The following is a 22,561-nucleotide window of genomic DNA, read 5'->3' on the forward strand; positions in this document are numbered from 1 at the left end:
CTTATTTTTAGCAAATGAAAAAAACATTACTTGTCCTATTCACATTTTTATCAATAAGCGTATTTGCTCAATTTAGCAAAACACATTATATTCCACCAGTAACTTGCGCTACTACTAATTTAGCAGGTGATCAATATCTATATATCTCGACTCCAAGTTTGGTTAATGTTAAGTTTAAAATTATCGCTAATGGAGTGACTATTTATAATGGAGTTGTTAGCAACAACGCTCCTAATATTTATCCGATAGGTTCAGGTCCAAATACACAATTGACAACACCAAAAAATACGATAGGTATTTTGACAAATAAAGGTTTTGTTGTAGAGGCTGAAGATCTAATTTATGCAAGCGTAAGACTTAATTCTCAATTGGGTTCAAGTGGTTATGTACATGCAGGTGGTTTAGTGTCCAAAGGAAATAGCGCTCTAGGTAAAATTTTTAGATTAGGAGCAATGTTAAATCCACTTTCAGATCCCAGCTTGTTAAACTTTGCTTCTATATTTTCTACTGAAAATGGGACAAAAGTTACCATTTCGAATATACCAAATGGCACATTATTAACCAGCGGTATAATAGTTTCCGGACCTATTATTGTCACATTAAATAAAAATGAAAGTTATATTATAGCCATGGATAACAGTATAAATGTACTACCTTCAAATAGTTCAAAAATCATTGGCGCATTAATCGAATCTGACAAACCGATAGTCGTAAATTCTGGTTCATTTGGAGGAAGTAATAGCTCAGCAGTATTTACATCTGGAGTAAACATTGGACAACCAACTGGCAGAGATGTAGGCTTTGACCAGATAGTACCTTTTGAAAAAACTGGAAAAGAATATATATTTATCAAAGGATTAGGTACTGATGAACTAGAGCGCGTTTTACTTATCGCTCATCAAAATAATACTGAAATTTATATAAATGCAAGTAGTATACCAATCATTAAAAACGCAGGTGAATATTTAATTTTAGATGGTAACTCCTTTATTAATGGTAATTTGTACGTCAAATCAAGTGAGAATGTATTTGCATATCAAAGCACTGGGGGGAATAACTCTCCCGCTAATCAAAACCTGTTTTTTGTACCTCCCATTAACTGTTCAACACCAAATACGGTAAATAATATACCATTAATTGAACAGATAGGAAGTGTAGTTTACAATGGCGGTCTAAATATTGTAACAGAGGCTGGAGCAACAGTTCTTATAAATAATGGTGCGATAGTTTCAGTTGCGATACCAATAAATGCAAATCCTGTTTTCGTTTATTATACAGTCACTGGATTAACTGGGAACATAAATATAAAATCAACTGCTCAAGTTTATGTCTCGGTTTTCGGTACAAATGGTGCTGCAACTTATGGTGGTTATTATTCTGGTTTTGATACTAAACCTGAAATCATATTTGATAAAATAACCGTAACTAATTCAGAATGTATTCCAAATGTAATCTTAAAAATAAATTCACTTTCATCTTACGATACTTTTGAATGGTATAAGGATGATATAGTTATTCCTGGCGCTATTATAAATTCATTTCAACCTACAACGCCAGGCTCATATCAAGTTAAGGGAAGTATTTCGGGATGTCCAAGTAGTATTCCTATCTTTTCAGATAAAATTCCCGTAAGTTTTTGTCCCTCTGACACTGACAATGATGGGACAAATAACAATATTGATTTAGACTTAGATAACGATGGAATTTTAAATTGTACAGAATCTTTTGGAGATCTAGGAATAGATATTTCTAATTCCGCCTCAGGAATAATTACATCAAACACTTATACTAATTCTTTTACAAGCACTATTACAACTGCAGGAACTGCTGCGCCAGCAATTAATCCATTTACTGGGGATGTAAATGGTAATTTTATTAGTGAAGTGCCAGCAGGTAAAGATAATTCTGTGACTTATAAAATGAATTTTACTACTCCTATTTCTGTTGCACTGGAGTATGTTGCTACTGCAAATTCAGCTGATTTAATAAACTCTGATGCTGAATTCATAATTAAGTCGCCAGTAAATAAAACTATAACTGTTCTAAATCCAACAAATCAATTATTGATCGATACAAACTACGATGGTATTTTTGAAAGTGGAATAACTGAATATTCTTCGTTTGAAATTCGTTTTCGATTAAACAGCACGGTACCACTCGTAGCTGGTACAGGTACATTTAGTTTTAGATCATACTTAACTGAATCGCTAACATTTACTCAAAAAAATCTTTCAGATACAGCTAACAACAAAGCTACTTTTAAAATTTTAGCAACCTGCGTACCAAAACAGAGTGACTCAGATGGAATTCCAGATCAAATAGATTTAGACAGCGATAACGATTCAATACCAGATTTAATTGAGGCTCAATCTAACAATTCAACTGTTTTTTCTGCTATTGATACCAATAAAAATGGCTTGGATAATGCATTCGAACCTGGTTTAATTCCATTTGATAATGATGGTGACGGCATCCCTGATTACTTAGACTTGGACAGTGACAATGATGGAATACTTGATTCAATTGAGGCTGGAAACGACTTAGATACGGACGGTATTAAAAATTATCGCGATTTAGATAGTGATGCCGATTTATGTTCAGACGTTATTGAAGCGGGCTTTATAGATGGAGATAATGATGGTAAATATGGGAATTCACCACTAACGGTAGATTCAAAAGGGTTAGTTATTGGTGCACCTTACACAACACCTAATCCTAATTATTTATTAGCGGCACCTATTAGTATAACCGTACAGCCACAAGCACAGCCTACTTGTGAATTACAAAGCAGTACAATCACTTTAACTGATAATGGCGGAAATACTTATAATTGGCAACTATCAATAGATGGTATAAATTGGACTAATATTACTAACAATGCATCTTACTCAGGTGCCACTTCAAGCATCTTGTCATTAATAAACGTTACAAATACCATGAACGGATATAAATACCGAGTACTACTTGATAAAGTGGGAAACTCTTGTGGATTGATTAGTAATGAAACAATATTAATAGTTTATCCTAAACCGATTATTAATTCACCAATTGTATTAAAACAATGCGATGATGATAACAATGGAAAAACGACCTTTAATCTCACTCAAAAAAACAGCTTTATTTCGTCGGATGTAACAAATACTTTTACCTATTTCGAAGACAACACAGATTCCAACAACGGAAGTGGACCTTCCCAAATATTAAATCCAACGGCTTATATAAACACAACTCCTTTTAACCAAACGGTCTATGTTAGAGTTGAAAATAGTAACGGCTGTGCTACGACTGGCAGCTTAGATTTAAAAATTTCTACCACCACAATACCACCATCGTTCAACAGGCCGTTTACGGTTTGTGATGATTTGACATCCGCAGCTAATTCTGATTATGATGGAACATCAGTTTTTGATTTTCATTCCGTTACTACTGATATTAAAACAACTTTTTTAACTGGAGCGATTCCTTATTCTATTACCTATTATAGAAATGAGAATGATGCACTATCTGAAATAAATCCACTAAACCAGAATTTCCCATCAGACCCTACAGACCCGAGTAGTATTTATAATTATAGAAACATAGGATATCCTAATAATCAAAAAATTTGGGTGAGAGTAGACAGTGATATTGACAATGCTTGTTTTGGACTTGGTCCTTATATTGATTTAAATGTTGAGAAACAGCCTTTCGCTAATCCAGTTATAATCCCAAGTCAATGTGACGATAATCAAGATGGTATATTGACCTTTAATACTTCAACATTAGAAACTACAGTAATAGGAAGCAATCAATCTTTTCCAGTGACCGTAACCTATTTTGATACTCTAAATAACCCATTAAAAGATTCAAACGGCGTTTTAATAACAAGTCCATTTCCCTCCACTTTTTCAACAACTTCGCAAATCATAAAAGCGGTAGTCACTAATAATACAACCTTAGAATGTTATGCTGAAACTACGATCGATTTTATAGTTAATGATTTACCTCAAGCCTTTCCTATCGCATCAACTTTAACAACGATTTGCGATGACGAAGCAGATCCTTTAATGCAAGATGGTAGATACGCATTTGATACTAGTACATTTCAAGCCTCAATCTTAGCTGGTCAAACAGGAATGACTGTGAAATATTTTGATGCGACTGGCAATTTATTGTCAAGTCCATTACCAAATCCATTTTTAACTACTTCACAAAACATTACAGCTATTGTAGAGAATCCTATAAACTCAAACTGTCGCGCAACAACAGTAATACCATTCATTATTAATCCTCTTCCACTTATAAACCTTAACATTGACGGCAGCGAAGATGAACTTGTTTGCTCTAACCTACCAACATTTTTTGTTACATTAGACGCTGGTGTAACTAATGCTGCAGTAGTAAGTGATTATTCATACTTGTGGTACAAAAATAATATGATACAAAGTGGAGAAACTAATCCAACTTTGAACGTAAATACCGAAGGAAATTATACAGTAGAAGTGAGCTCGCTTGAAGGATGCAACAGAATTAGATCTATAAAAGTAACTGCGTCAGACCTTGCAAATATTAGTACAATTGATGTAATCGATTTTACCGAAATCAACACAATAACAGTCAATGCAACTGGAAAAGGAATGTATGAATACAGTTTAAATGATCCAACCGGTCCTTTTCAAACCTCTAATATCTTTAATAATGTCCCTGCTGGAATTTATGAAGTTTACGTTAATGATATGAATGGTTGTGGCACTGTGAGCAAAACTATTTCAGTGATTGGAGCTCCTAAATTTTTTACACCTAATGATGATGGATTTAACGATTACTGGAACGTAAAAGGTATAAATAGTACTTTTAATGCTAAATCAACCATATATATATTTGATCGTTATGGAAAATTATTAAAACAAATAATTCCTACTGGAATCGGTTGGGATGGTACTTTTAATGGTGCCCCATTACCATCAGATGATTATTGGTACACCATAAAATTAGAGGATGGAAGACAGAGTAAAGGACATTTTAGCTTAAAAAGATAATAAGAAATACAGTGGCGTGCCACTATAAATTAAGGGGCTAAACTCACCGCAACCGCGAGTTAGCCCCTTAATTTATACCGTTAGGATATCCGCTCCGCCACGGCGGATTGCTTCTATCCTTCACGCGCTAAAAGACAAAACAGTTTTAGAATTATAATCGTAAAAACTCTTTAAAGCAAAAATCCCAAATTCCATTAACTGGAATTTGGGATTTTAAATATTGAACTTTAACAGAATTAGATTTTAAATCTTTTTCTATCTGTTTCCGTTAAATATATTTTTCTAATACGAATTGATTTTGGAGTTACCTCAACATATTCATCTTTTTGAATGTATTCTAAAGCTTCTTCTAGAGAAAAAATAATTGGCGGAATAATTCTAGCTTTTTCATCATTTCCAGAGGAACGAACATTAGACTGTTTTTTCTCTTTAGTCACATTCACACACATATCATCTGCGCGTGAGTTTTCTCCAATTACTTGACCTTCGTAGATTTCAGCATTTGGTTCAACAAAAAACTTACCACGATCTTGTAATTTATCAATAGAGTAAGGAATAGCTTTTCCTTTTTCCATAGAAATCAGAGAACCTTTATTTCGTCCAGAAATTTCTCCTTTGTAAGGCTCATATCCTATAAATCGATGTGCCATAATAGCTTCACCAGCGGTTGCAGTCAATAATTGATTACGCAATCCAATGATTCCACGAGATGGAATATTGAATTTTACAATCATACGATCTCCTTTACCCTCCATACTCAACATTTCTCCTTTACGAAGAGAAACAAATTCAACAGCTCTACCAGAAAGTGATTCTGGTAAATCGATTGTCAATTCTTCAATTGGCTCACATTTTTTACCATCAATTTCTTTAATAATAACTTGCGGTTGACCTATTTGTAGTTCATAACCTTCTCTTCTCATAGTTTCAATAAGAACAGATAAGTGAAGAACGCCACGACCAAAAACCATAAATTTATCAGCCGAATCAGTTTCACCTAATTTCATTGCTAAGTTTTTCTCTAATTCTTTTGTCAAACGATCTCTAATATGACGAGAAGTTACAAATTTACCCTCTTTTCCAAAGAAAGGAGAATCATTAATTGTAAACAACATACTCATCGTAGGTTCATCAATAGCGATAGTTTGTAATGCCTCTGGATTTTCAAAATCAGCAATGGTATCACCAATTTCAAAACCTTCAACTCCAATGATTGCACAAATATCTCCAGCAATAACTTCTTGTACTTTTTTACGACCAAGTCCTTCAAAAGTATGAAGTTCTTTAATTCGTGATTTAATTATTGTACCATCTCTTTTTACTAAAGAAACATTCATAGATTCTTTTAAAACACCTCTTTCAAGACGGCCGATAGCAATACGACCTGTAAAAGCAGAAAAATCTAAGGATGTAATTAACATTTGAGGAGTTCCCTCTGAAACTTTAGGAGCTGGTACGTTTTTAATTACCATGTCTAATAAAGGTTCAATATTTTCAGTCATAACATTAAAGTCATCTGACATCCAATTATTTTTAGCAGAACCATAAACAGTTGGAAAATCTAATTGCTCTTCAGTAGCGCCTAGTTCGAACATTAAATCAAAAACTTTCTCATGAACTTCTTCGGGAGTACAATTTTCTTTATCAACTTTATTGATAACAACGCATGGTTTTAGACCAAGATCTAAAGCTTTTTGCAACACAAAACGTGTTTGTGGCATAGGTCCTTCAAATGCATCCACTAATAGACAAACTCCATCAGCCATATTCAATACACGCTCTACTTCACCACCAAAATCCGCGTGACCAGGAGTATCAATTATATTAATTTTTGTTCCTTTATACTGAACCGAAACGTTTTTTGAAGTAATGGTAATACCTCTTTCACGCTCTAGATCATTGTTGTCAAGGATTAAGTCACCTGTATTTTCGTTGTCACGAAATAACTGACAGTGATACATAATTTTATCAACCAAAGTTGTTTTACCGTGATCGACGTGGGCAATAATTGCAATGTTTCTTATAGATTCCATCTGTGTTTTTTAATGGGCGCAAATGTACAATTTTTTTTTAAATAAATAACATGCTTATAATAGTTTGCATAGTCTTAAGCGTTTACAACTAAAAAATGGCACATAACCAAACATTCAAACAAGTTGTAAATGATTTCATCAACGTAGCCAATAATTAATTATATTTGAGTAATGAAAAGTAAAACTAACCAGGTAATAATTACCTATATTCTCATTTCTCTTTTTGTAGCTATTATTAGTCACAAATTAATATTACATTTTATTTCTAATGAAAGTACTACTTTTTACGGATTTATTAAAGACCTCACTTTCATTTTAATAACTGGAATAATATTCAAACTTATTTTATCAAAAAATGACAAGAGAAATATTAACAATTTTCAAAAACTAAAGAAAATCAATAATGATATTAGGGAGTCTAATGAAAAGTATGATATAGTTGCTAAGGCAACTAGTGACACTATATGGGACTGGAAAATACAAGAAAATAGTTTTACATGGAATAAAGGAATAGAAAGTGTATTTGGTTATTCTGAGGAGCAAATTGGATCCAACTCTAACTGGTGGTTTGATAAAATACATCCAGAGGACAGCATAAAAATGTCAATAAAACTTTACTCTTTTATAGAACTTAGAACTGATAACTGGCAGGATCAATATCGTTTTAAATGTGCTGACGATTCATATAAATATGTATTAGACAGAGGTTTCTTACTCAAAGATAATAATGGCAAGGCCGTACGAATGATAGGTGCAATACAAGATATAACAAAACAGAAAGAGGAGGAATTAAGATTAAAATTATTAGAAACTGTGATCACTCAATCTAAGGATGCCATAATACTCATTGAACCTAATCCAGATAAAATAGGAGTTCCAAAAATAATGTATACAAATCCGGCTTTTACAGTTATGTCCGGTTTTAGCGACAAAGAGGTTTTAGGACAAACACCAACAATTTTCATGGGGCCAAATTCGGATGAAAAAGAATATTTAAAGTTAATGAACGCCCTAGAAACGGAGCAAGAATGTATTATTGAGACAATAAGTTACAAAAAGAACAGAGATGAATTTTGGGTTCGCTTTTCCATGATTCCAATTTACAATACAGACAGCGAGCTATCACATTGGCTATCAATTCAACGCGATGTAACGGACGAAAAAATGCTTGAAATAGAGAAGGAACAGTTAATTAGGGAATTGACGCAAAATAATAAAGATTTAAAGCAATTCTCTTACATTACCTCTCATAATTTGAGAGCTCCACTATCTAATTTAATTGGACTTCTAAATTTAATCGAAGAAACAACTATTGATAATGAAGAGTTAAACGAAATTTTAGTAGGTTTCAATAAATCAACTCACTTGTTAAACGATACAATCAACGATTTAGTAAAAGTTATCATCATCAGAGATAACCCCTCCATTCAAAAAGAAAACATACTAATTAATAGTGCTTTAGAAAAAGTTTTAAGCCAGCTCAATTCACAAATTGAATTACATAAACCACTAATCAATTTAGATTTTAATAAAGTAGACTCCATCTATGTTAATGAAGCTTATTTGGAAAGTATACTATCGAACTTATTATCTAATTCGATTAAATATCAAAATCCAAAAGAAGAACTTAAAATTACTATTTTTACTTATGAGGTGAATAATACTATTGTTTTAATTTTCAAAGACAATGGAATAGGGATAAACTTGGACAGGCATAGAGAAAAAGTTTTTGGTTTATACCAAAGATTTCATACCTATCCTAATAGTAAGGGATTAGGCTTATATTTAGTTAAAACACAAGTTGAAACAATGGGAGGTACTATCGAAATTGAAAGTGAAGTGAATGTAGGTACTGCATTTACTTTAACATTTAAAAAAGAAGGATAATGTTAAATCAAATATTATGTATTGATGACGACCTAATTACGCTAATGCTTTGTAAAAAAGTTATTAGTAGAGCCCTATTTTCTGAAGAAATAATTACTTTACAAAATGGTGAACAAGCTGTAGAATTCTTTGATAAAATCAAGGAAGCATTTAAAAATGGCGAAATAATTTCCCCGCCTCAGCTCATTTTCTTAGATCTAAACATGCCAGTTATGGGTGGCTGGGAGTTTTTAGATTACTTTAATAACTCACAATTTTCAAATTTTGACAAGATAAAAGTTGTCATTTTGTCTTCTACAGTTGATCCAAAAGAGTTAGAGAGGTCAAAAAAATATCCAATGGTTATTGATTTTTTACCAAAACCAATCACTAAGGCTGTGCTTGAATACTTGCAAAATAAATTAGAATAAAATATTTGCATAAAAAAACTCTCATATACTGAGAGTTTTATATTGAATACAAATTTATGTGTGCTTACAATTTAGCAACTAATTTTGTTAATTTAGACTTTAAATTAGAAGCTTTGTTATCGTGAATAATATTTTTCTTAGCTAATTTATCTATCATAGATATAACACTTGACAATTTAGATGTAGCATCTACTTTTTCAGTAGCTAGTCTTAACGCTTTGATGGCATTACGAGTAGTTTTGTGTTGGTATCTATTTAATACTCTTCTCTTTTCGTTTGTTCTAATTCTCTTTAGAGCTGATTTATGATTTGCCATTTTATTGCTTTTTTTTCTTTTACTAAATTTTTGTAGTCCGTAAGGGAATCGAACCCCTGTTACCAAGACGAAATCTTGGCGTCCTAACCCCTAGACGAACGGACCATTATCCCCTAAGTTTTATCAATATAACAATTGAATTGTAGCCCGTAGCGGAATCGAACCGCTCTTACATGGATGAAAACCATGCGTCCTAACCGATAGACGAACGGGCCATTTTTCCCTCTAAGTTCAGGATTACTTCCACCTGCAAAAAAATAGTAGCCCGTAGCGGAATCGAACCGCTCTTACATGGATGAAAACCATGCGTCCTAACCGATAGACGAACGGGCCTGCTTCTCTAATGCGGATGCAAAAATACAACTATTTTTGAAACGTACAATAGCTTACACAAAAAAAATATCTTTTTTTTAATAAGCCTTTGCAAACAGCACTCTTCCCACAGAAGCTTCCCCTGTAAACACACAGATTCCAGCCTCTTCAACCCTGTCTAGTGGAATGCATCTGATCGTTGCTTTGGTCAAGTCTTTAATCTTTTCTTCGGTGGCTGCTGATCCATCCCAATGTGCTGATACAAAACCTCCTTTAGAATCTAAAACTGCTTTAAATTCATCAAAATCACTTACCTCAGTGATATGAGTATTTCTGTAATTTAATGCTTTTAAAAACAAATCATTTTGAATTCTTTCTAATAATTCGCTGATATAGGTAACAACGCCGTCATTAGAAACAACTTCTTTTGTCAGTGTATCTCTTCTTGCGATTTCAAAAGTTCCGTTTTCTAAATCTTTCGGACCTACAGCAACTCGAATAGGAACTCCTTTCAATTCCCATTCTGCAAATTTATAGCCTGGTTTTTGAGTAGTTCTATTGTCAAACTTAACAGATATATTTAATTTTCGCAAAGCAGCCGTTAAAGTAGCCACCTCCGCCGAAATTGCAGTTAATTGCTCATCTGATTTGTATATCGGCACAATTACAACTTGTATGGGTGCTAAATTTGGAGGTAAAACTAATCCCTGGTCATCAGAATGTGTCATTACTAAGGCTCCCATTAATCGAGTTGAAACTCCCCATGAAGTACCCCAAACATATTCCTGTTTTCCCTCAGCGTTAGCAAATTTCACATCAAATGCTTTTGCAAAGTTCTGACCTAAAAAATGCGAAGTTCCTGCTTGTAATGCTTTTCCATCTTGCATCAATGCTTCAATACAATAAGTTTCTTCTGCACCTGCAAAACGTTCTGTTTCCGTTTTTATTCCTTTTACGACGGGTATTGCCATAAAATTTTGAGCGAAATCAGCGTAAACATTCATCATCTTTTCCGATTCTTCTATCGCTTCACATTTTGTAGCATGAGCCGTATGACCTTCCTGCCATAAAAATTCAGCTGTACGTAAAAATAATCTGGTTCTCATTTCCCACCGCACAACATTTGCCCATTGATTTATCAGTAACGGTAAATCTCTGTATGATTGAACCCATCCTTTATATGTAGACCAGATTATTGCCTCACTTGTAGGACGCACTATGAGTTCTTCTTCTAATTTAGCATTGGGATCAACCATTAATTTTCCTGGTTTGTCAGGATCATTTTTTAATCTATAATGCGTTACAATAGCACATTCTTTAGCAAATCCTTCCGCATTTTTTTCTTCAGCTTCAAACATACTTTTTGGCACAAATAAAGGAAAATAAGCATTTTCATGACCGGTTTCTTTAAACATTCGGTCTAATTCAGCCTGCATTTTTTCCCATATTGCATATCCGTATGGTTTGATTACCATACATCCTCTAACCCCTGAATTTTCGGCTAAATCGGCCTTGACAACCAATTCGTTATACCATTTTGAATAATCCTCTGATCTCGTAGTTAAGTTCTTACTCATAATGAATAGTTTGGCATAAATATTGCGTTATTAAAATTGTATAAAATAGTTCAGCAAAACTAACTATTTTTGTACTGTACAACAATAAAAATATCCATATATATGAAAACTAATACTCTTTCCATCACAAATACTTCACTATTCTACTTTGTTGGAATCTTGAGTATTATTTTTACTTCTTGCGGCTCGTACCAAAATAGTTCTTATTATGACTCTGATGGAATTTACGGTAGCCGTTCAAATAGAGCAGTTTTAAACGATAGTCAAGAAAGACAATATAACAATGATAAATACAAAGATTATTTTGGATCCTTACAAAATGACAACCAAACAGAAGAAATTTTTACTAATGTAGACAATTATAACTCTTACAATGTAGATGTCCAAGATCAACGAAATGATAACGCAGGTTATCCTGGATGGGGTAGCAATCCTCAGGGAATAAGCATAAATATATATGACAACAATTGGGGAATGAATAACTGGGGCTACAATGGTGGTTTTGGTTGGAATATGAACAATTGGGGTTATAATAACGGTTTTGGTTGGGGGATGAATAATTGGGGATGGAACGGTGGTTTTGGTTGGAATAATTGGTACGGTAATAATTGGGGTCCTACTGTTGGTTTTGGCTGGAATAGTTGGTACGGAAATAATTGGGGATACAATAATTATCGCAGTGATAGGTCTTATGCCCGGAATGAGGGAAGAAGAGGATCTTCGTCATTTACTGATTCTAACGGCAACGCAAGAAATTCTGGAACGTTTAATAGAGCTGAAAATACTACAATTAGCAGAAGAGCAGTAAACTCAAATAGTAGCCGTGATACTAATTTTAATAGAAACTCATTTGACAGATCGGCTAGAACTACGCCAACTTTTTCTAGAACACAATCTCAAACAAGGTATGATTCTCAAAATGCGCCCAGAAGAGGAAACACAAACAATGGCCGTATTGAAAGAAACACGCAATCACGACCTCAAAGCAACACTAACAATTCAAGAAACTATACTCCTTCTAGAAACGACAATAGCTCCAGAAACTATACACCAAGTTCAACCGGTAGATCAAGCAGTGGAAACAACTCAAGTGGGGGTGGACGTTCTTCTAGCGGCGGGAGTAGCCGTGGTGGAAGAGGTTAAATTTGGAGCTTTATAACATCAGCAATCATTATTACAAACAGTCACTTTTATGAAAAAATACATTTTTTTAATAGCTATAACTTTGTCGGCAAGTATTGCAAAAGCACAAGAAATATCTGATGCATTACTTTATTCCCAAGACAATATAAATGGTACAGCGCGATTTCGCGCCATGAGTGGAGCTTTTGGAGCTTTAGGAGGAGACTTGTCGTCCCTCAACGTAAATCCTGCAGGATCAGCTGTTTTTTCTAATAATCAATTAGGATTAACGCTTAGTAGCATGAATACAAAAAACAATTCTAATTATTTTGGTAATACCACAAGCGATAAACAAAATTCATTTGACTTAAATCAAGCCGGAACTGTTTTTGTTTTTAATAATAGAAGCAAAAGCAACTGGAAGAAAATAGCCATAGGTGTGAATTACGAAAACACAAATAATTTTGACAATAGATTTTTTTCAGCTGGAATTAATCCCATAAATTCTATTGATAAATATTTTTTAAGTTATGCTAATACAGGAAACAATGGGGCTCCCGTACCGCAACAATTTGTCAATCGTGAAAGTGGAGAATCAGTAGCTGATTTATATTCTTTCTTAGGTACTAACTTGCCTAATAATCAATTTCCAAATCTTAGCGGATTTGCGGCTCAACAGGCGATGATCGCATTTTATGATCAGGGCTTTATTATTGATGCTGTAGATGTTAATAACACAAATAGTACTTATTCGTCACTTGTACCAACTAACGCAGTTTATTATCAAGAAAATTCAATTACTACTAATGGATATAATGGTAAATTATCTTTCAATGCCGCAACGTCATACAAGGATAAGTTATTCATAGGATTGAATTTAAATTCACATTTCACAGATTTCCAGAAGTCAACGCGATTTTTTGAAGAAAATAATGCTCCGTTAACCAACGATTATACAGTTTCTAAAATTCAATTTGACAATACGTTATATACGTACGGAAATGGATTTTCTTTCCAATTAGGAGCGATTGCAAAGGTAACGACTGATGTTCGACTTGGATTAGCATACGAATCGTCGACTTGGTATAATTTAAACGATGAACTTTCGCAAAAATTAAGTGTTGTAAGTCAAGCTACAAGTGGTAGCGACATCAGTGATATTGTAGATCCAAGAGTTGTAAATATCTATGAGACTTATAAATTACAAACTCCTAGTAAATTAACTGGTAGTTTCGCATACATTTTTGGGAAATCAGGTTTAATCAGTATTGATTATGCAATGAAAAACTACAGTAATATAAAGTTAAAATCTGGATTCGATGGTTTGAATACTAATATCAATAATTTATTAGACAATACTGGCGAACTTAGAGTAGGTGGTGAATATAGAATTGAAGCTCTAAGCCTTCGAGCAGGATATAGATATGAGCAAAGTCCATACAAAAACGGAATTACAGTAGGCGATTTAAATGGATACTCAACAGGTTTAGGATATAATTTTGGTTCAACAAAAGTAGATTTATCTTATTCGTACGCCAAGAGGACTTCACAACAAGGTTTTTTTGGACAAGGTTTTACTGATGGTGCTAAGATTGATGCTATTAATAATACTATTTCCCTTTCGGTATTATTCGAATTGTAACCTGAAACAAATTAAAATATAATATCCGTTTCTTTATTTTGAAACGGATATTTTTTTGCAATGAGTTGAAAAATAAGAATAATTTATTTTTAAACTCAATCATTGTTACGCTATAAAACTTTGTTGTTCGACACAGCAAAAATATAAAGAATCGGAAACAAGTCCAGATAAAATAAAAATTGTAATTTTGCAAAATTCCCAAATTATCGGGAGATTAATGATATGAGAACGAAGTCCTTAAAAAAGAATAAAATAAATGTGATCACTCTTGGGTGTTCCAAGAATGTATATGACAGTGAAGTACTAATGGGTCAACTTCGCGCAAGCGGAAAAGAGGTGACGCATGAAGCACCAGAAGCAGAAGAAGGTAACATTATTGTAATTAATACATGTGGATTTATTGACAATGCAAAAGCAGAATCAGTGAACATGATTTTAGAGTATGCAGATAAAAAAGAGAGAGGTTTAGTTGATAAAGTCTTTGTTACTGGTTGTTTATCAGAAAGGTATAGACCTGATCTGGAAAAAGAAATCCCTAATGTAGATCAATTTTTTGGTACTACAGAACTACCAGCTTTATTAAAAGCATTAGGGGCTGATTATAAACATGAATTACTAGGAGAACGTTTAACAACCACTCCTAAAAACTATGCTTATTTAAAAATTTCTGAGGGTTGTGATAGACCTTGTAGTTTTTGTGCAATTCCTTTAATGCGGGGGAAAAATGTCTCGCAAACAATCGAAAAATTAGTTAAAGAAGCAGAAGGCCTTGCTAAAAACGGTGTAAAAGAATTGATTTTAATTGCACAGGATTTAACTTATTATGGTTTAGATATTTATAAAAAGAGAGCATTAGCAGAATTATTAGAATCATTAGTTAAAGTGGAAGGTATTGAGTGGATTCGCTTGCACTATGCTTTTCCAACTGGTTTTCCAATGGATGTTTTAGAAATTATGAAACGTGAACCTAAAATTTGTAACTATTTAGACATACCGTTACAGCACATCTCCGATTCTATTTTGAAATCGATGCGTCGTGGAACTACTCAAATAAAAACCACTAAATTATTAAAAGAATTTCGTGCTGCAGTCCCGGGAATGGCAATTCGTACCACACTAATTGTAGGATATCCTGGTGAAACACAAGAAGACTTTAATATTTTAAAAGATTTTGTTCAAGAAATGAAATTTGATAGAATGGGCTGTTTTGCTTATTCTCATGAAGAAAACACACATGCTTATTTGCTTGAAGATGACGTTCCTGATAACGTTAAACAAGATCGTGCTAATGAAATTATGGAATTACAATCTCAAATATCATGGGATTTAAATCAGGAAAAAATAGGTCAAACTTTTAGATGTATTATCGATAGAAAAGAGGGCGGTCATTTTGTAGGAAGAACTGAATTTGATAGTCCTGACGTAGACAATGAAGTATTGATAGATGCTACAAAGTATTATGTGAAAACAGGTGAATTTGTAATGATTAAAATTATTGATGCAACAGAATTTGATTTATACGGCGAACCAATTTAAACCTTATTTTTTTTACTTAAAAACATTTATTATGAAAGCCATTCCATTTACATTTTTGCTATTATTTGTGTTTCTATTCTCAAATAGTGTTTCGGCACAATTTGGCAATAATGGTTACAACAATGGATATGGAAATAATTACGGAAGTAATCGCAGAATGAATAGCGGGATGGATCAATCAATGTCTCAGCAAAAACCTAAAGAAATTCCCGTTGAAGTAACTGTTGCTAAAATTATAGAACAGATAAAACCTAAGCTTGATCTCGATGAATTGCAAGTTATTGCACTGTCTAACATCCTTACAGAAAACATAAGAACGCAGGGAATGTTGCTTAAAGCTGAAGTTAGCGAAGATGATAAAATGGCAAATATAAAAGCACTATCTGAAGTAACAGACAGAAAGATATTGGAGTTGCTTAACAGTGATCAGAAAGAGAAATATAACATCCTTAATGAAGAAGCAAAAAATCCAAAAAAGTCTAAAAAAGAAAAAAAGAAAAAATCAGAATAATTGATTACTATATATTTATAATAACTAATGAGAAAATTTCTTAATTGCCTGATTTTAATAAGTTTAATAACTTCTTGTTCAATAAATCCTTATAAAAAAAGTGAAAAAGTTTATGATGAAACTCTTAAAAATTTACAAGAAACCATTTCAAGTAAGGAAACGGTAACATTACCACTTGTAAATAGTTTTAAAATTACGGTTGACACCTTATATTCTGATCGATTATTAAATGCAAAAGATACTATTTCAAAAATGGGTCTTACTATATTATCAAATGGTGTTAATACCGAATGGATTGGTACAGTAAATTTTAATTTAAGAAAGCCAAACTTTATCATTATACATCATACAGCACAAGATTCAATACAGCAAACAATAAAAACATTTACAACAGCTAAAACGCAAGTTAGCTCGCATTACGTTATAGGAGATGACGGTAGAGTCGTTCAAATGCTAAATGATTACCTAAGAGCGTGGCATGCTGGAAATGGTTTTTGGGGAAAAAACACTGATATTAATTCTACATCTATTGGAATAGAATTGGATAACAATGGTACGGAGCCTTTCTCAGAACTACAAATCGACAGTTTAATAGCTCTTTTAACCAAACTAAAAAAAGATTACAACATTCCAACTCAAAATATAATAGGCCATTCTGATATTGCTCCCAGCCGAAAGGTAGATCCGAGCGTTTTATTTCCTTGGAGAGAATTAGCAGCGAAAGGATTTGGTGTATGGCCTGATGAAATTTTGGAACCTGCTCCACTTACTTTTAATGCAGAGCAGGGTTTACAAATCATTGGTTATGACACTAAAAATTTAACAGCTGCTATAAGAGCTTTTAAATTACATTTCATTCAAACTGACTTAAGCCCGTTATTAGATGAAAAAACCGTAAATACAATTTACTCTGTGTATAAGATGCAGTAATTACTACTTTCCCATGTTTGTTTTTTTATTTTATATTTTAACAGATGAAATTCTTGAAGTGTAGTAATCTTAAAATTATTAATTACGGTCAACTAAAGGAATTATCATGCTTAAGAAGATTTTAGCGTAAAGAAGAATATATTTATAAAATTTTCTAGATCTGATTGATAGTAATTTATCTAAATAACGCATCGACAAAATCGTATTGTTTAGAATTAAATCGTAAAAAAATTAAAAACCATCAGGCATACTTTTGGAAAATAATGATAGCTTTTTATTTGACTTAAGTTTTATGATAAAATTGAGGATAGTTTTTACACATCAAAATTTTCTACACTCGATTTTTAATATCAAATAAATTAGCACTAACTATTTATCTAAAAATCACTACTCTATTATAATCGATTTCATGTTCATAAATTCCTTAATTCCTTTTTCTCCTAACTCCCTACCATAACCTGATTTTTTAATTCCTCCAAAAGGTATTCTAGAATCAGATCGCACTAACGAGTTCACAAATACATTTCCAGCTTCTATTTTTCTAGATAGATTATAAGCACGATCGCGATCCTCTGTCCAAATTGCAGCTGCTAGGCCGTATCTATGATTGTTAGCAATTACTATCGCTTCCTCTTCATTTTTTGCTCTGGTCACTGTAGCGAGAGGTCCAAAAGTTTCCTCTTGAAAAGCCACCGAAGTAACGCCCACAAAATCAATTAAAGTAGGCTGAAAATTACAATTTTCGTATTCTCCACCCAGAAGTAATTTACCTCCTTGTTTTACTGTTTTCGCTAATTGTTTTGCTAATGTTTCAGCAAGATCTAAACGAGCTAAGGGACCGATATGAACATCTTTTTGAAGTGGATCACCCTGACGTAACATCTTAATATTTTTAGCAAAAAGAGAAACAAATTCATCAGCAACTTTCTCAGTAACGATAAAACGTTTGGCACAAATACAAGCTTGACCTGCATTTAGCATTCTAGAATGAGCCGCAACACTAGCGGCTTTTTCGAGATTGGCATCATCAAGAACTATAAATGCATCCGAACCTCCTAGTTCCATCACAGTCTTTTTTATATGCCTTCCAGCTATTGAAGCTACAGATGAGCCTGCTGCTTCACTTCCGGTCAGTGTAATTCCTTGTACGATAGTTGAGTCTATAACATTTTCAATCTGGGATTTGTCAATCGTAATTTGTTGAAAAATTCCCTCCGCAAAACCTGCTTCTAGAAAAGCATTCTCTATAGCTTTGGCACAGCCAGTTACATTTGAAGCATGTTTCAAAATTGTCACATTTCCAGCCATAACTGTAGGTGCAGCATAACGAAGCACTTGCCAAAAAGGATAATTCCAAGGCATAATTGCAAAAACTGCCCCTAGAGGATCGTAAACTGACATACTTTTAAAAGGAGTATCGTAATACTCGTCTTTTAACATCTGTTCAGCGTGATTTGCATAAAAATCGCAATTATCAGCGGACTTTTCGACTTCAGAAATACTTTCAGAAATTATTTTTCCCATTTCATTTGTAATGAGTAAGGCTAAATCTTCTTTATTTTTTCTAAGAACAAGTGCTAAATTTCGCATCTTATCCGCCCGCTCTTGAAAGACCGATTTTCTCCAAAATTTAAAAGCATTTTCTGCTATTTTTAATTTATTTTGCAGTTGTAGATTTGTCAAAACTTCATGCTCTCCTATAACTTGTTGCGAAAATGGATTGATAGACTGAATTATCATAATGTTGTCTTTAGATTAGTTTATAATACAAATTTTAGATCTTCAAAATATTAACTTCCATCGCAAATCAATAAGTAGGATAAAAATCAAAATTTTAAATAATGAATAAAGGAGATCAATTAAGTAAAATATCACTAATTAAGTTTAATTCGATCTTAGAAAAATCTAAGTCATTTAAACTTGCAATATTATTATTAAGTTGTTCAACAGAACTCGCACCAATTAATACAGACGTAATACGATTATCTTTTAGAAGCCACGCCAAGGCCATTTGTGCTAAAGACTGCTGCCTTTCTTGAGCAATTTTATTTAACGCTTTAATTTTTTGTAGTAAAGGATTGGTAATTACATCGACTTTTAAAAAGCCATTTGGATTAGCAGCCCTAGAATTTTTAGGAATTCCTTTTAAATATTTATCAGTTAAAAGGCCCTGTGCCAGAGGAGAAAAAGCAATACAACCGACACCTCTTCGATCCAACACCTCTAATAATTCAGTCTCAGGACCTCTCTCCAACATTGAATATTTCGCTTGATGAATTAAACAAGGAGTGCCTAATTGTTTTAAAATACTTGTAGCTTCCTTAGTTTGATCGGCGGTATAATTAGAAATTCCGGCGTATAATGCCTTGCCACTTCGTACCGCATAGTCGAGAGCCATCATGGTCTCTTCAAGTGGCGTTAGTGGATCGAATCTATGTGAATAAAAAACATCAACATATTCCAATTGCAAACGCTTTAAACTTTGATCCAAGCTCGATAAAAGATGTTTTCTAGACCCCCAATCACCATAAGGACCATCCCACATTTTATATCCCGCTTTAGTGGAAATAACTATCTCGTCTCGTAAAAAACCTTGAAAATTATTTTTTAAGATATTTCCAAAATTTGTTTCGGATGATCCAGCAACGGGACCATAGTTATTTGCTAAATCAAAATGAGTGATTCCTTGATCGAACGCAGATTTAACAATATTTTCTGCATGAGCAAACACATCTACTGAACCAAAATTATGCCATAAACCTAAAGAAATTTGAGGCAATAGCAATCCACTCTTTCCACATCTATTGTATTTCATTTTTTGTTTATTATTAAAAAATTTTCAACATTAATCAAAGTTAAGATAAGATTTTTGGAAAACACTCTCCCTATCAAATTTTACTATCTAAAATAGAAGAGAAATAAAAATAAAAGAGATTAATCGCTAAATTAAACTGTTTCAGAAATAAAAAAAAGCAGTAGAAATCAAAAAAAAATCCCATTTACAAACAATGTAAATGGGACTTACAGCAATATGTACTATTTTTTATGATCTCACGATCAATAATTCATGTTTAGAACTGCTCTCTTCCAGCAAAATGGAATGCACCTTCGAGAGCTGCATTTTCATCGCTATCTGATCCATGAACAGCATTTTCTCCTATAGAAGTTGCATAAGCTTTACGAATCGTTCCTTCAGCAGCATCGGCTGGATTAGTGGCACCAATTAAATTTCTAAAATCTTCAACAGCATTATCTTTTTCTAAAATAGCAGCAACTATAGGCCCTCTTGACATAAATTCTACTAATTCCCCATAAAATGGTCTAGCAGAATGAACAGCGTAAAATGCCTGCGCATCAGCAACAGTTAATTGCGTTAATTTTAAAGAAACGATTTTAAATCCTGCATTAGTAATCATTGCAAGTATGTTTCCGATGTGTCCGTTAGCAACAGCATCAGGCTTAATCATTGTAAAAGTTCTATTAGTAGCCATCTTTTTAATTTTTAATTGAGTGCAAAAATAAACTTTTTTGTTTGATAATATGATAAAATATGTATTAAGAAAATCTAAAAATTTAAAACTTAATAACTTCAAACTTATTTTCTAAAGGATTTAATTTATGTAGTATTGCTGGAATCAGATTCTCACCATTTTCCAGATAAAATTCTGAAAAGTTAGCTTGTCGTTCTTGCAAACTTAAGTTTGGAAATAATTCATTTTGTAGATCGACAATTCGATCTAAAATATCTTTCAATTTTCTTTTTTGCGCTTTTAGCAAACGTTTTTCTAAATTATCTAGACCTTTAATTTGTTTCGATTCTTGCGCTTTTACGGCTCCAATGAAAGATTTCTCTGTATGAGAAGCTACTGTATATAATGTTTCAAATTGATTTTGTAACTGTATCTTCAAGTCTTCTAAACTAATTGAAAATTCAGACAACAATTTCGTTTTATTGTTTACTAGATCGTCTTGCTTAGAAAATAAATCACGCCAACTCAAATCAAGTTTATCAGCCTTTTTCGATCGTTTTTCGCTTACTAACAATACAGAATTTCTTAATAAAAGAATAGGAAAAACAATTTTTGAAACATCAAAAAACGATTTAAGTTCCAACCAATAAGCTATCTCACCTCCTCCTCCGATATAACATAAATTCGGTAAAATTACTTCTTGATAAAGCGGACGCATTATTACATTAGGACTAAATTTTTCTGGAGTTTCTTCGACAACTTTAACTATATCTGTTACCGAGAACTCTATGATAGTATTATTAACTTTATATTTTCCGTCTTCAAAAATGATGCGTTCTCTCAAATTATCTTCGATGTAAAATAAATTGATTTCACGCGGATTAACCTGAACGGTATAATCATTTAGTTTTTGAGCAGTTTCTAAGACTAACTTGTACGAAATTTGATGTAATAATTCCTCTTTTATATGTGGTATAAATTCACGTTTTAAATCCCTATTATCAGCGTCAATTATCACTAAACCATATGACCCAAATAATGAATTAGCTAAATATCTAGTAGCATCAGCTAAATTACTGTGCTTAACATAAGCTTCTTCAAACATTGCTTTTAATTCCTGAGCATTTGTACTATTGCCTAATTCAAGTGCATAGATTTTCAAGAAATCCTCTAATCCTTTAGTGGTCAATCTACCTACAGGACCGCTAGTTTCTAAATTCCATTTGAATTTTTTCCCTTTAAAATTAAAATAATTAATTTCTTCAAAATCATGATCTTCAGTAGCCATCCAATAAATTGGAACAAAATTATAATTTGGATACTTTACTTTTAATTCATTGGTTAAGTTTATTGTCGAGATTATTTTATACAAAAAATAAAGTGGACCAGTAAATAAATTTAATTGATGACCAGTTGTAACGGTATAAGTATTACTTAATGCTAAGGATTGAATATTTTCAGTGGTTAGTGTAGAACTTTTAATATTTAAATATTGTTTTTGTAATACAGAGACTAAATTTTTTCTAGTGTTATGATTAAAACTTATTTTTTTTTCAAGAATCTGATTTTCAAAGTTTTCAAGAGTTGGAAATTTATTAAATAAGGGTTTTAAATTACTTTTTTGATCAAGATAATCAGTCATTAAGGTAGAAAAATACCCTGAGTTTTGATAGGTTATACAGTCGGTTGGCATACTTAAATTTATTTTATACAAAAATAAGAAAAGTAAAGTTATTATTTTAGGTTTAGGGAACGTTTGTGAAATTTAGAGTTTCTTTCAATAATGTTAATAGAAAC

At 32.7% G+C, this 22,561-nt stretch carries 15 protein-coding genes and 3 tRNA genes; 8 read left to right on the forward strand and 10 right to left on the reverse strand.

Annotated elements, in window-relative coordinates:
- The first annotated feature begins 14 nt into the window (after window positions 1-14).
- Window positions 15-5,018 carry a T9SS type B sorting domain-containing protein gene (locus BUA99_RS00960; RefSeq protein WP_072987035.1) on the forward strand — a complete coding sequence of 1,668 codons (5,004 nt, stop codon included), beginning with the start codon at window positions 15-17 and terminating at the stop codon, window positions 5,016-5,018.
- A 236-nt stretch (window positions 5,019-5,254) separates the two neighbouring features.
- On the opposite strand, the gene typA is transcribed toward BUA99_RS00960, so the two are convergent.
- Complete coding sequence (typA, locus tag BUA99_RS00965; protein ID WP_072987037.1) at window positions 5,255-7,051, reverse strand: translational GTPase TypA; 1,797 nt, start codon at window positions 7,049-7,051, stop codon at window positions 5,255-5,257.
- A 171-nt stretch (window positions 7,052-7,222) separates the two neighbouring features.
- On the opposite strand from typA, the gene BUA99_RS00970 reads away from it, so the two are divergent.
- Window positions 7,223-8,938: a PAS domain-containing sensor histidine kinase gene (locus tag BUA99_RS00970; protein ID WP_072987040.1), complete on the forward strand. Its 1,716-nt coding sequence runs from the start codon at window positions 7,223-7,225 to the stop codon at window positions 8,936-8,938.
- Window positions 8,938-9,348, forward strand: a complete 411-nt coding sequence (locus tag BUA99_RS00975; protein ID WP_072987043.1) for a response regulator — start codon at window positions 8,938-8,940, stop codon at window positions 9,346-9,348. The genes BUA99_RS00970 and BUA99_RS00975 overlap by 1 nt, the downstream gene beginning before the upstream one ends.
- A gap of 64 nt (window positions 9,349-9,412) precedes the next feature.
- Here BUA99_RS00975 and rpsT read toward each other — a convergent pair whose 3' ends face one another.
- The 5 genes from rpsT to proS form a co-directional block, all read right to left on the reverse strand.
- On the reverse strand, window positions 9,413-9,664 hold the full coding sequence (rpsT, locus tag BUA99_RS00980) for a 30S ribosomal protein S20 (RefSeq protein WP_072987046.1): 252 nt from the start codon (window positions 9,662-9,664) through the stop codon (window positions 9,413-9,415).
- A 33-nt stretch (window positions 9,665-9,697) separates the two neighbouring features.
- Window positions 9,698-9,769 (reverse strand) — tRNA-Glu (locus BUA99_RS00985).
- A gap of 38 nt (window positions 9,770-9,807) precedes the next feature.
- A tRNA-Glu gene (locus BUA99_RS00990) sits at window positions 9,808-9,879 on the reverse strand.
- 46 nt (window positions 9,880-9,925) lie between these two features.
- A tRNA-Glu gene (locus tag BUA99_RS00995) sits at window positions 9,926-9,997 on the reverse strand.
- A 77-nt stretch (window positions 9,998-10,074) separates the two neighbouring features.
- Window positions 10,075-11,553, reverse strand: a complete 1,479-nt coding sequence (proS, locus tag BUA99_RS01000) for a proline--tRNA ligase (protein WP_072987049.1) — start codon at window positions 11,551-11,553, stop codon at window positions 10,075-10,077.
- Between the two features lie 102 nt (window positions 11,554-11,655).
- Between proS and BUA99_RS01005 the strand changes: the two genes are divergently transcribed.
- The 5 genes from BUA99_RS01005 (at window position 11,656) to BUA99_RS01025 (ending at window position 17,294) form a co-directional block, all read left to right on the forward strand.
- Window positions 11,656-12,696 carry a hypothetical protein gene (locus BUA99_RS01005; protein WP_072987052.1) on the forward strand — a complete coding sequence of 347 codons (1,041 nt, stop codon included), beginning with the start codon at window positions 11,656-11,658 and terminating at the stop codon, window positions 12,694-12,696.
- 49 nt (window positions 12,697-12,745) lie between these two features.
- Complete coding sequence (locus tag BUA99_RS01010; RefSeq protein WP_072987055.1) at window positions 12,746-14,317, forward strand: OmpP1/FadL family transporter; 1,572 nt, start codon at window positions 12,746-12,748, stop codon at window positions 14,315-14,317.
- Window positions 14,318-14,539: 222 nt separating this feature from the next.
- Entirely contained in the window at window positions 14,540-15,853 is a 1,314-nt protein-coding gene (gene rimO, locus BUA99_RS01015) for a 30S ribosomal protein S12 methylthiotransferase RimO (protein ID WP_072987058.1), read from the forward strand.
- Between the two features lie 31 nt (window positions 15,854-15,884).
- A complete protein-coding gene (locus tag BUA99_RS01020) occupies window positions 15,885-16,364 on the forward strand; it encodes a hypothetical protein (RefSeq protein WP_072987702.1) in 480 nt (159 codons plus the stop codon).
- A 27-nt stretch (window positions 16,365-16,391) separates the two neighbouring features.
- The gene (locus tag BUA99_RS01025) at window positions 16,392-17,294 is read left to right on the forward strand and encodes an N-acetylmuramoyl-L-alanine amidase (protein ID WP_072987062.1); all 903 of its coding nucleotides are present in this window, start codon (window positions 16,392-16,394) and stop codon (window positions 17,292-17,294) included.
- Window positions 17,295-17,681: 387 nt separating this feature from the next.
- On the opposite strand, the gene BUA99_RS01030 is transcribed toward BUA99_RS01025, so the two are convergent.
- From BUA99_RS01030 to bshC, 4 genes are all read right to left on the reverse strand, one after another.
- Window positions 17,682-19,034: an NAD-dependent succinate-semialdehyde dehydrogenase gene (locus tag BUA99_RS01030; protein WP_072987065.1), complete on the reverse strand. Its 1,353-nt coding sequence runs from the start codon at window positions 19,032-19,034 to the stop codon at window positions 17,682-17,684.
- A gap of 115 nt (window positions 19,035-19,149) precedes the next feature.
- Window positions 19,150-20,109, reverse strand: coding sequence for an aldo/keto reductase (locus BUA99_RS01035; RefSeq protein WP_072987068.1), 960 nt, complete (start codon window positions 20,107-20,109; stop codon window positions 19,150-19,152).
- Between the two features lie 256 nt (window positions 20,110-20,365).
- Window positions 20,366-20,785, reverse strand: a complete 420-nt coding sequence (locus tag BUA99_RS01040; protein WP_072987704.1) for a nucleoside-diphosphate kinase — start codon at window positions 20,783-20,785, stop codon at window positions 20,366-20,368.
- A gap of 82 nt (window positions 20,786-20,867) precedes the next feature.
- A complete protein-coding gene (bshC, locus tag BUA99_RS01045; RefSeq protein WP_072987071.1) occupies window positions 20,868-22,457 on the reverse strand; it encodes a bacillithiol biosynthesis cysteine-adding enzyme BshC in 1,590 nt (529 codons plus the stop codon).
- Window positions 22,458-22,561 lie beyond the last annotated feature (104 nt).

Origin of the sequence: Flavobacterium segetis (assembly GCF_900129575.1) — a bacterium.
Classification (GTDB): Bacteria; Bacteroidota; Bacteroidia; order Flavobacteriales; family Flavobacteriaceae; genus Flavobacterium; species Flavobacterium segetis.